General features: G+C 40.8%; 9 protein-coding genes. 3 read left to right on the forward strand and 6 right to left on the reverse strand.

Annotation, left to right across the window (positions count from 1 at the left end; translation table 11 throughout):
• Positions 1 to 91: 91 nt before the first annotated feature.
• Positions 92 to 895, reverse strand: coding sequence for a PEP-CTERM sorting domain-containing protein (locus RMX69_RS13855; RefSeq protein ID WP_322637781.1), 804 nt, complete (start codon positions 893 to 895; stop codon positions 92 to 94).
• A 466-nt stretch (positions 896 to 1,361) separates the two neighbouring features.
• The gene (locus RMX69_RS13860) at positions 1,362 to 3,359 is read right to left on the reverse strand and encodes an AAA-like domain-containing protein (RefSeq protein ID WP_322637782.1); all 1,998 of its coding nucleotides are present in this window, start codon (positions 3,357 to 3,359) and stop codon (positions 1,362 to 1,364) included.
• 551 nt (positions 3,360 to 3,910) lie between these two features.
• Here RMX69_RS13860 and RMX69_RS13865 point away from each other — a divergent pair.
• Entirely contained in the window at positions 3,911 to 5,509 is a 1,599-nt protein-coding gene (locus RMX69_RS13865; RefSeq protein WP_322637783.1) for a PAS domain-containing protein, read from the forward strand.
• Positions 5,510 to 5,601: 92 nt separating this feature from the next.
• On the opposite strand, the gene RMX69_RS13870 is transcribed toward RMX69_RS13865, so the two are convergent.
• The 4 genes from RMX69_RS13870 to RMX69_RS13885 form a co-directional block, all read right to left on the reverse strand.
• Entirely contained in the window at positions 5,602 to 6,417 is an 816-nt protein-coding gene (locus RMX69_RS13870) for a nickel/cobalt transporter (RefSeq protein WP_322637784.1), read from the reverse strand.
• Positions 6,414 to 6,965, reverse strand: coding sequence for a DUF6640 family protein (locus RMX69_RS13875; protein ID WP_289797658.1), 552 nt, complete (start codon positions 6,963 to 6,965; stop codon positions 6,414 to 6,416). Before RMX69_RS13875 ends, RMX69_RS13870 begins: the two co-directional genes overlap by 4 nt.
• A gap of 63 nt (positions 6,966 to 7,028) precedes the next feature.
• Positions 7,029 to 7,874, reverse strand: a complete 846-nt coding sequence (locus RMX69_RS13880) for an AraC family transcriptional regulator (RefSeq protein WP_322637785.1) — start codon at positions 7,872 to 7,874, stop codon at positions 7,029 to 7,031.
• A gap of 225 nt (positions 7,875 to 8,099) precedes the next feature.
• Positions 8,100 to 9,575, reverse strand: a complete 1,476-nt coding sequence (locus RMX69_RS13885) for an SIMPL domain-containing protein (protein WP_322637786.1) — start codon at positions 9,573 to 9,575, stop codon at positions 8,100 to 8,102.
• 611 nt (positions 9,576 to 10,186) lie between these two features.
• Here RMX69_RS13885 and RMX69_RS13890 point away from each other — a divergent pair.
• Together RMX69_RS13890 and RMX69_RS13895 are read left to right on the forward strand one after the other, a co-directional pair.
• Complete coding sequence (locus tag RMX69_RS13890) at positions 10,187 to 10,783, forward strand: cytochrome b/b6 domain-containing protein (protein ID WP_322637787.1); 597 nt, start codon at positions 10,187 to 10,189, stop codon at positions 10,781 to 10,783.
• Between the two features lie 154 nt (positions 10,784 to 10,937).
• A complete protein-coding gene (locus RMX69_RS13895) occupies positions 10,938 to 12,371 on the forward strand; it encodes a bifunctional orotidine-5'-phosphate decarboxylase/orotate phosphoribosyltransferase (RefSeq protein WP_322637837.1) in 1,434 nt (477 codons plus the stop codon).
• Positions 12,372 to 12,393: the final 22 nt, after the last annotated feature.

Consider the following 12,393-nt stretch of genomic DNA (forward strand, 5'->3'; position numbering starts at 1 on the left):
TCCTTATTTTCTAAGATTATTTGCTCACAAGGCACTGATTTTTACAATTCAGCTTCAGCCTTGTGAGCTTTTTTACAACAACCTTTCAGTTTTAAAACGTCTTCCTAAGTCCGCTGTCTTTTCTTCTTTTCAGAACGACACCAAAACTAGCTACCATCAGAGTTCCGAGAAGACTAGCGGGTTCTGGAATAGAAGTTTCATTTATAGGTACTATGATTCTTAGATTTGCCAAACTAGCGTTAGTTATGGTCAAGGATGTTACGCCTGGGAAACCTGGGATATCAGACTGGAAATCAAAGACCGTGGGAGTTAAATTACCATTGGGATTACTATATCGCTCCCCATATCCACTCACTTCAAAAGTACCTTGATATTTCTTTCCGGTGTTTGGGTCAGTGACAGTACCAGTGTAGAAAGCTTTTGTCAGATTAAATTCATCTTGAACTACTCCTTGAAATGTGGTTCCTGACAATTGTCCCTGGTAAAGAAAGGTAGTCAATTGACCACCAGAAAGCACCGGCGATGTCAAAACACCATCAAACGAGACAATTGGAATACCTTTAAAGTCAACAAAGTGATGCAGACTTCCATCGGAGCGTGTTTCTACCTGTAAATAGTCTGATTGGTATACAGGAACATAATTAGGATTATTATTAGTGCCTAAATTCCGGTAATAAGTTCCATTTTCATCCGTATCAATACGAGTGGTACTATTATTGAAATTGGGATTATTTCTGGGAAGTTCGATAGTTCCTGATAATGTGCCGGTGCTTTCAATTGTGATGAATTGAGCAGCAATTGCACTTGCTCCACTCATAGCGATCGCGACTGCCGCAAGACAACTGCTACTAACAGCTACAAAACCTAGCTTAATCCCTGATGAACTGACTTTCATTAACAAACTGTTCCTTTAATTGCCGATAGTAAACACACCTAATTTGCTGAGATTTATTACAAATATTTCTCAAGCATGATTTATTATTCCCAAGCTAGTGATGGAAGCTTCATCGGCAACAAAAAGTCTTGTCAATCGCTATTTTTATCGAACAGAATTCAGGAGTCAGGAGTCAGAATTCAGCAATGTTTTCTGACCGAAAAAGCGTCTGAATAATCGGCGTTTTTGCACCCCTACGCTTATTGAAAATTTATTGGTCAACAAGAAAGTCGCGGGTCTGAATCCCCGACTGATAGCGCCGGTGGCAAGCGAGTCCGCTTACTCTGTAAGAGTTGCAAGCTACACTTTTAGCGTCTGTCTGCGACACGCTGCGCGTTCGCGTAAGCGTCCCGCAGGGAACGTAGAGAGCGTCTCCGGCTCCGCTCCTGAATTCTGACTTCTTCTTCAATTGCTTCTAATTTTTAGATTAAACTACAACGCGATCGCGTCCTTTTCTTTTGGCTTGATTGAGTGCTTCTTCAGCAGCATTAACTAAAGTAGCAGGTTCAGTTCCTATTGCCGGAATCACGCTAGCCACACCTAAGCTGACGGTTAAAACAGCAGCAGGTAAACCACCAATGCTAGGATACTCACATTTAATCTCTAAAACTTTTACTTGCTCTCGAATATATTCGGCAATATCCATTGCAGCAGTAACATCTATTTGAGCAAGAATGGCAAATTCTTCACCACCATAACGAGCCACTAATACTCTACTGCTTTCGTCTCGAAAATCTCCTCTTTGGGAACTTACAAAAGCACTACTGGTAGAACAATTGATATTCCTACTATATGAGAAACTGCTATGAGTTAGTGAGTCTTTAATGCTGTTACAGATAGTATTAGCGATTTGTCGTAAACACTCATCTCCCGCCGCTCTACCATAAGTTTTATTATAAATTTTAAAATAGTCGATATCGCACAAAATCAGTGATGTTGGAGTGTTTTGACTAGCGAAATTTTGCCACTCAATTTGTAGGTAGCTTTCAAAGTAGCGGCGATTAACTAATTGAGTTAGTTCATCTAAACTAGAGAGGAAGAGAAACTGTTGATTTTCTTGCCTCAACCTTTCAACATGAATATTGTGGAAATGCTCACTTTTTTTGAGATATTGTTGGAAATATAACCGATATAATTCACACGCAGGAGTACTGCGATCGCCTTCTAAATTAATTAGCCCTATACTTTGTAATTTATATGCCAATCTTGGCTCTAATTTTACATAATTTGTAGTATTAATCACTTCATAAAAAGCATCTTCCAATTCTGGCTCATCTCGAAGTGCTAGTAAATACTGCCTTAGACACTGGTTATAGATTCCGGCTTCTGTGGGTGCTTGTTGCAATAATTGCCCTAAATCCCCTTTTAATCCGCCTTTACCCACAAGGTGATACAATGCCAATCGCACCAAATAAGGATTTCCTCCCACCATTGCCATCAAACTATCGGCATCTTTACCATCTGTCCAATCCAAGCCATGACGTTGTGCTAAATCCTGCACCTGCTCTTTCGTAAAAGGAGGTAAATTAATTGTCAAACCAATATTAAATGGCGATTGAGTCAGTTTTATGGGAACAAGAATTTCCGTTGAATAAACCAGAACCAGACGTAATTTTTGCCAAATTTCTACCCTTTTAGCTTGTTCATGCCACGATCGCACTAATGGTAGCAATTCTCCAGTAATTTCCTGATACTCAAATACCCAATCCACCTCATTTAATACTAAAACCAAGGGACTTGAGAGCGCAGACAGTAAATATTTTTGGAAATAGATAGAGCAGCTGACTTTGCTACCCATATCTTCATCCCAATAATCATTGAGTTTTGTTTCTAGCTGTAACTCCCGACTAACATTGGCACAGAACCAGCGCAAAAATTTATCCAAACTGGCAAATACTGCTTTGTCTGCTTGCTGAAAGTCCAAAGTTACGGTGCGAAAGCCTTGTTTGTTAGCGTGTGCAAGCAACCGGAGAATCAAAGAGCTTTTTCCCATCTTTTTGGGCGCTTTGATGCAAATTACACTCCCAGGTTCAGCCATTTCTACGTAAGCGAGTTCTTCAATTGGCGGGCGAGGGATGTAAAATCTGGAATTAAGAGATACTGGGCCAGTAGGAAATTCTAAGGATATCGCTGTGGCGGCTCGGTTGAATTCCTTAATTAACTGCTGATGTGCTTCGCTAAAAGGGTGATTTTCTAGAGTCTGGCGAAAGTTGGATTTATGTATTGGTTCTTTGCAAAAATTACTCAGTACTTGCCATAAATGAGCAGCGGTTTTCTTGACACGTTCCTCGCCGTAGTGCGCTTCACTAGCTATATTAGTGTAGGTTTTTCCTTCCCATGAAGAACGCAATATCAATTCTTGGAGCGTCGTTAAACCGGTTGCTTGACTGGCTTTTAGTAGCAATACTAGTTCATCTATAGTCATTACTCATTGACTCTAATTCAGTATGATATTTTTTCACACCATTCAGCTTTGTAAGTCAACTGATTTTGGATTTTGGATTGGTGATTTTGGATTGATCTGAACCGAATAATCTAAAATCTAAAATTGGCACGGTCAATGTCGGCTGCCTTCTATGCATAGCGGCCAGCCCTGACTAAAAAAGCTACAAAAAAGCCTTGACAATTTTTTGCATCCTTAAATTATTTGGCGTGATTTAATCATAGAATTTTTTTTACAAATTTTTCGGGGTTTTTAGGTAATTATATGTGACTTGAACTACTTTTTTTAGACATATCTTAGAATGTAGATGCACACAATGTAGCGATTGTTTTCTAAAAGATTGCTATTGCGATCGCAACAGAGGTTACATTCTTCTAAATTCCATGCCAATTTATGATATGGGCTGATATATCCCTGACTTAAGTTACAGCCTAATAAACCAACTAGGCGATTTGCCCATAACTGAATCTTTAGGGTGCTAAAACAGCGTAGAGAGAAAGCTACAGAATATCTTCCTCATCGTACCAGCAGCTATGCATATCCAAAAACCCGCTACCCATGAATCGGAAGCTCCACTTTCAGTACAAGATTCTCAAAGTTTCCCCGAAGCCAAAGACTTATCTCTAGAAAATTTAGATCCTTGCCAATGCTCACAAGCCGCCTTACAAATGGCACTAATCGCTAGTGGCTTGGGGTTGTGGGATTGGAATCTGGTAACTGACAAAACCTATTACGATCCCCAGTGGAAAAGCATCCTGGGATATAAAGTAGACGAAATCGACAACGATTATAAATCCTTTGAACAACTTATACATCCACAGGATTTACCAAGAATTCGCCAGGTATTGCACGATTATCTCCAAGGATGCATACCTGTGTTTGAAGTCGAATTGCGAATGTTGACTAAATCCGGGGAGTGGAAGTGGATTTTGACTTGTGGCAAAGTATTTCAGTGGGATAAATTCGGTAAACCAGCGCGGATGGTGGGAACGCACAAGGATATTAATCAGGATAAGGCGATGTCTAAGACGGTCACTGAGCGTTGGTCATTGAGCGTAGCCGAAATGAGCCGAAGTGCGGGCTGCGCCTACGCTACTCAACAATACCAACTATTTGAACAACTCCAAACCGAAATTGCTCAACGCCAGTCTACCGAAGACCAAGTTAGGGAAAAATCAGAGCAGCTAGAAACTACCCTCGAAGAACTCAAATATACCCAAAAGCAGTTATTGCAGAACCAGAAAATGGCTAATCTTGGTCAACTGGTGGCGGATATGGCTAACGAAATTAACAACCCCGTTAGCTTTATCTCCGGTAATCTCCATCCGGCTAGTAAATACGCTGAAGATTTAATCAGAATTATTGAACTTTACCAACATCACTATCCCACGCCTACCCCAGTTATTGCCTTACATTTGCAACACCTTGACCTTAGTTTCGTGAAGACAGAATTTTTAAAATTACTATGGTCAATGCGAGCCGGTTCTGAGCGCGTCAAAGATATTGTTTTCGCCTTGCGTAATTTTTCCACCTCTGACGAAAGTCAAATGAAAAAGGTTGACATACATGAAGGATTTAATAGTGTTCTCAGGATTTTGCAACATCGTCTCAAAGAAAAACCTGATAGAGCAGAGATTAAAGTAATTAAAACTTTTGGTGAATTACCTTTAATTGAGTGTTATCCTGGTGAACTAAATCAGGTATTCATGAACATCTTAACTAATGCTATTGATGCTTTAGAAGAGAGGATGAAGTATGATGATTCTTTTACTCCCAAAATTTTGATTCATACAGAAGTTATTAGCAGTCATTTATCATTGGTCAATAATCATGAACCTTGGGTAAATGACAAACTACTAGGAAAAAAACACAAAGTTATCATTCGCATTTTTGACAATGGCAAAGGTATACTTCCCCACATCCAAAGACATATATTTGAACCGTTTTTTACAACCAAACCAATAGGTAAAAGTCAAGGGCTAGGGCTATCAATTAGTCGGCAAATTATAGTTGAAAAACATCAAGGAAAACTTAAGTGTAATTCTCAATTAGGTCAAGGGACAGAGTTGGTGATTGAGATGAATACAACACCAAGACACTATGCCGCGATTAGAAAACACGCCAGCTTTTAGGTAATGAACTTTGGGGAGGAGATATTAATTTTTGCAAGTCGATACATTCACAATATCTGAGTTTGATACATTTGGTATTGTCTTTTGAACACCTAAATTACAGCACAAGCCATCAGTACACTTCCTACGATAATCACCGCGATCGCACTAATTATCGGCGTATACTGCTGCAATGGTTGAACCCATGAAAAACGCTTCAGCCATTGGTGAGCATAAATAATCAATAAACCAATGGTTACTAGTACAACTGCCAATCCCACACTAAATGCACACACCAAAATTAAACCGTATGCAGTTTGGTGAAGTGCGATCGCACTCAACAATAATACCAGCGCTGATGGGCAAGGAACTAAACCACCAGCTATCCCCAAAGTTAAAAGAGACTGTAATGTAACTTGATTTGCAGAATGATGGCGATCGTTGTGAGTATGGTGATGCTCAGAATCATTGTGAGTGTGATGATGCTCTGGTGCGGGGTTGAGATAGCGATCGAGTAACCAAAAACCAACACTACAGACCATCAATCCGCTCAATAAACTAAGAAATGGATACAATTGCTCTGGTAAAATATATTGAGATAATAATAAAGCTAGAATACCCAGTGCAAAAACGCTGATTGTGTGGGTAAGAGTTGTCACCAATCCCAGCACAACTGCTTGCCCAGGAGTGCCCCGCGAACCAACGAGATATGCTGCTACCATCGTTTTTCCGTGTCCAGGAGAAAGAGCGTGTCCGGCTCCAGCCACCAAAGCGATGCCAATACCACTGAACATTAAGGATGGAGAGAGGGTCATCTGAGCCAGATTTTGCATCAGAAAGCTACCATGTCCGATATGAGCCACGGCTGATTGACTCGGCAGGAAACTAACTAGCAATGCTAAACCTAAAATCAGCATCGGCCTGTTCATAAACTACTCGTTTCCGATTTAGAAGCGCGGTACAAACCATAGCCAATCAACGCCAAAATAACGCTGACTGTTGCAACGGCGACGTTAGGATAAATCGGAATGCCTCCTATGATTGGTGGAGGTTCTTTCAGATCGGCTTGCAAACTGGTTCCAGGAACCACTAGCGTCACAAAGAAAAAGGGCGACCAGAAGATTACAGGTACTAACATGGCAAAGGTATAAGCGATGTCAGGTTCAGTTGTTCGTCGCCATAGTAACCACAGCGCCACAATACTCATGCCACTGAGCAACCACAGCATTACTGCATCATGAAATTTAGCATGGGGATGCCATTCAGAGTTAAAGAGGTGAGTCGCGTTCCAATCGACTGCTACGGAAACTACAGCAGTGCTGACGAGAACAATAGAAAGCAAAATACGACTAATTCTTCTCATAAATTTAGTTAATCGGTTTTGTTGATTTGTGGGTTCATCAACCGTAGATCCCACAAATGAAGGTACAGTGTGCTGCTGGATAAACGATAGACTTTTCTTGCTATATCTAATCATGATTTAGGTCATTCTTGCGATGTCTACGGTGGGCTACGCCTACGCAGTTAGCATTGCAGAGTTTTACTTTTTCTTTAAAAACATCCTGGGTGTGACTCCGACATATTTTTTAAAATGCCTTGTAAAACGGCTTTGATCTGCACAACCAACAAGCAGAGCAATTTCTGCGATCGCATATTTTCTTTGTTGCAATAGTTCTTTAGCTTTTTCCATTCGTTGCCCCAGCACATATTGATAGGGCGCTACACCCATTGACTGTTTAAATAATCGGCAAAAATAATATTGACTCATGCCCACAATTTCTGCCAGTTCAGCCAGATGTAGCGGTCGATCTAAATAGCTATGAATGTAGTCCAACACTGGTCGGAGTCGATTGTTGGGCATCTCTCTCACATCAGGCTGCATTTTTGGTGAAAATGCACAATATTGTCGCAGCAAGTGAATTATCAACACTTGTATCAGTGATTCGGCATAAAGATTTCCACCGATTCCACCCGTGTCAAATTCTGCTTGAAACAAACGAGCGATCGCTTCTATCTGTGGATCGTGGGCATTTACCGTACTGAGCAATTCAACTTTGTTTTCATTCAGCCCCCCGACTTCATCTGCCGTTTGAGACAAAAACAATGGATCGATCGCAAACATCAATGATTCATCGGTACTCTCCCACGCCCAAACCCCCGACATCTTCGCAGGACAAATCCAGAAATCTCCTTTAGCTTGAGACTTTTCCGATTTTTGTTCGCCGATATGAGTGATTTTTTGTTGATTATGGTCGCTCAACAAAAGACAAAGCAGATGATGGTTGCATCCAGGGAATTCAAGCTCGTTCGGTGCTGAGATATGGCGATCGATAGTTAATCCAGGCAATTGAATCACCCGGCGCTCAGAAATCCATGTTTCCTTCATAAGCAGTCCAATTAGCGATCGCTGTAAATCCCATTTTTATGCCTTGAAAAAAATGTCCACAAAGAACAAGATATGGCAATACTGTTCGGTTAAGGCAAGAGACGCAATGAATCGCCGTCAAGACAAAACGACTGATTATTGTAGAGACGGCGATTTATCGCGTCTTTGCGATTTAGAATTTTCATCAAAAAACCTTAACCGAACCGTATTGGCATAAGTCCCTAATTAAGCAATTTGCTGCAATCCATTAAGAGGTAGATCGAGAATCACTCCTGAATTTGGAGAATAACCAATATCTAGAGAAACACTAGCTTTTATCGTCTGAGAACCACCAATTATAGGAGTTGTAGAAACCCTATCTGTTATTAGATTAGACACGAAGGGAGATAGTGTAGGATTATCATCTGAGTTAATATCAATGTCAATAATCTGTCCGGGAGTTAACTGCAAGGTACTAAAAACAGCCTGAGCCTGAGCTTTAGCATCTTTAACAGCTTCGCTCAAAACTTGCAGTCGTGCCTGCTGCAATACTTCGTCTGAGGCAGTGAAGCTGATATTCTGTATGACATTTGCACCTGCTTGAATGGCTTTGTCAATTGCTGCCCCAGATTGATTTGTTGGTAACTCAAACTGAAGTGTGTTGAGGCCTTCAAAGCCGGTGAGAGTTTGAGTACCATTTTCATAGCTATAGACAGGATTTAGTTGAATAGATGTAGTTTGAAGTTCTTTCGCCCCAAGCTTTTGCAGTACATCAACTACCGCTGTTGAACGTTGAGCAACTTGTTCTTGAACTTCGGTTGCAGTTTTTCCCTCTACTTTAATCCCCAATTGCACCTCAGTTAAAGTAGTGGCAACGCTGACCTCTCCTTTACCAGTAACTTCCAATATCTGAGCAGTGCTACCAATGAGGGGATCGGCGATCGCAAGACCCAAATTTCTCACACCGATGAGATTATCAGTAGCCGAAGCAAGAGTTCCTGCTGAATTTGGAGAATAACTGATATCTAGAGAAACACTAGCTTCTATCGTCTGAGAACCACCAATTATAGGAGTTGTACTAGCTGCTGCCGAAACCTTATCTGCTGTTAGATTAGACACCAATGGAGATGGTCTAGGATTATCATCTGAGTTAATATCAATGTCAATAATCTGTCCGGGGGTTAACTGCAAAGTACTAAAAACAGCCTGAGCCTGAGCTTTAGCATCTTTAACAGCTTCGCTCAAAACTTGCAGGCGTGCCTGTTGCAATACTTCGTCTGAGGCACTGAAGCTGATATTCTGTATGACATTTGCGCCTGCTTGAATAGCTTTGTCAATTGCTGCCCCAGCTTGATTTGTTGGTAACTCAAACTGAAGCGTGTTGAGGCCTTCAAAGCCGGTGAGGGTTTGAGTACCATTTTCATAGCTATAGACAGGATTGAGTTGAATAGATGTAGTTTGAAGTTCTTTCGCCCCAAGCTTTTGCAGTGCATCAACTACCGCTGTTGAACGTTGAGCAACTTGTTCTTGAACTTCGGTTGCAGTTTTTCCCTGTACTTTAATCCCCAATTCTACATCAGTTAAAGTGGTAGCAACACTGACTTCTCCTTGACCAGTAACTTCCAATATCTGAGGAGTTTTTGCATCAGTGCTACCAATGAGGGGATCGGCGATCGCAAGACCAGGATTTCTCACACCTGTGAGATTATTTGTGCCAGCCATCTTATTCTCCTTGCTTAAATGATGTTTGATACCTGTTGATGTTTTAATCTTAAAGGATGTCTGAAAAGTAAACCGCGTTTATCACCAATACATACTCGATAAAAAACGCTCTCGCATTCGCCAGCCAAAATCTGATAATTTGACAACTCTAGGGTCGTCAGAAAACCCCATTCCACCAAGAAAGAGCAATCCTGTACTGCTACGCTGCTGATTTAGGTATTGGATTGACACTGGTCTACTGGTAATGTATCTGGACTTTAATTCAACGTGAGTTCGATGAACCTCTCCCTCCCAGCCTCCCTCTCCGAAACGGAAAGGGAGGAGAAACGAAAAATTAAGCTTTTTGCTCCCCTCTCCGCGTCGGAGAGGGGCTGGGGGAGAGGTCAAATAAGACTTGTCGAACTCACGTTAATTCACATTAGGTAGGCGTAATTTAGCTTAGAACAACCCTAGCCATACCTAAACTGACAGCTAAAACAGCAGATGGTAGACCATCAATGTCAAAATACTGAATCTAAATGATGGGAAAATAAAAGTGAGTAATACCCATCCAAACTTGCTGGGCTATTTACCCAAGACAGATAAACAGCAAATTTTATCAGTCAAAATTTATGACTTCCAAGGTTTCCTCTCCAACTCGAAAGCGACCCACTCAAGCAATAGGAGCCAAAATTTTCCACTGGTGTAACATCATTAGTCTATTTATCATGCTCACCAGTGGACTACAAATTTACAACGCCAACCCTGTTTTTGGTGGACGCGCAGGTTTGCACATTCCGCCGATATTTACTTTAGGAGGTTGGCTTGCAGGAGGTAGACACTGGCATTTTGCCGCAATGTGGCTATTCTCACTGAATCTGTTGTGGTATGGAATTTACATTTTAATTACCCGGCGCTGGCGACATCGCTTTGTCGGTGCTAATGACTTCAAAGCATTACAAAAAACTCAAAATTCCCAACGCCTAATTTATGCTTGGCATCGGATTGCTTATACAGCAATTATTCCTATTTTGCTGCTGGCATTATTTACAGGGATAGGAATGTATAAACCTGCTCAATTTCCCTGGATTGTGGATTGCTTTGGCGATTGGCAAGCATTGCGAATTGTTCACTTTGCCTCAGTACCGATGGTTATCTTATTTGTAGTAATTCACTATCAATTAGGGAAAAAAGCTGGAGGTACTCAACTAACAGAATCAATGTTTTAGTAAACAAACTATGGTCATGGAGATAAATAAACGAGAAGACAAATGACAAATGACAAATACTTCTCTACGAGACGCTACGCGAACGACTTCGCGGTAGTTGAGCGCAGTCGAAACTCAGTACAAGTGACAAATGACCAATGACTCTTTAAAAAAAATGAACTTTTTTGATAAATTGAATGGAAATATCTTACAAAATCAAAGCTTACTATTTGTAGGACTCGATCCAAATCCAGAGATGATGCCTGGGCGTTATGAATCTGAAGAACTCATCGCTGGTTTGGAGAAGTGGTTACAATTCATTATTGCGGAAACTTCTGATTACGTTTGTGCTTATAAACCGACACTTGGCTTTTACGAAGCTTTAGGTATTCCTGGTTTAGAACTGCTGTACAAAACTTTAGCAGCTATTCCAGCCCATATCCCAGTGATTTTAGATGCTAAACACAGTGACTTAAATACTAGTACCATCTTTGCCCAGACTGTGTTTACACAATGGCAGGTGGACGCAATCACTCTCAGTCCCTATACAGGACAAGATCACGTAGCACCTTTTTTGGTCTATCCTGATAAAGCGGTGTTTATTTTATGTTGTACTTCTAATCCAGGTGCAGAAGCTCTACAGCAATATCCTACAAAGGAATCACCCCTTTATTTACAGGTAGTAAAAGAATCAAAAACCTGGGGAACTCCAGAACAATTGGGTTTGGAAGTGGGAACTACAAATCCTGAAGTTTTAGCACTTATTCGAGCAGTTGCACCTGAACGAATTATTATGGCGCGTAGCATCTGGGCGGAGGGTAAAAACCTGAAACAAATTTTAGAAGCTGGCTTGAATAGTAATGGTGATGGTTTACTGATTCCTGTCCCTCAAGATATGTTGGGAAATACCCAATTATCAGAAGAAGTCCAGTCTTTACGTGCAGAAATAAATCAAATAAAAACTGAAATTGTTCACGAAAATTCTACTTGTTCTGTGTGGTTTCCTGATGTTTGTTTTCTAAATCAGCATCCCCACCAAGATTTGATTTTACAACTTTACGATCTTGATTGCATTATGTTTGGCAGCTTTGTCCAAGCATCAGGAGCAATATTTCCTTATTACATCGACTTACGCAAAATTATTTCCAACCCCCAAGTTTTTAATCAAGTTCTTACAGCTTATGAGGATATTTTGAAGAACCTAAATTTTGATAGATTAGCAGGTATTCCTTATGGTTCATTACCGACTGCGACTGGTTTAGCTTTGCGCCTTCACTGTCCGATGATTTTCCCGCGTAAAGAGGTGAAGGCACACGGAACTAGAAGAGTAATTGAGGGTAACTTTCATGCTGGTGAAACAGTTGTAGTGGTTGATGATATTCTCATTAGCGGCAAAAGTGTCATGGAAGGGGCAGGAAAGTTGGAATCAGCAGGATTAAAGGTTAATGATATTGTGGTATTTATCGACCATGAACAAGGGGTGAAAGATAGGTTACAGCAAAATGGTTATTGCAGTCATGCGGTTTTAACTATTTCGGAAATCACTAATACTCTCTATCAAGCAGGGCGAATAAATGAGGAGCAATTTTCAGCTTTGGCTGAAAGTTAATCATTTAAATAATGGGAAGTGG

It is taken from the genome of Nostoc sp. EspVER01, assembly GCF_034530635.1.
Lineage (GTDB): Bacteria > Cyanobacteriota > Cyanobacteriia > Cyanobacteriales > Nostocaceae > Nostoc.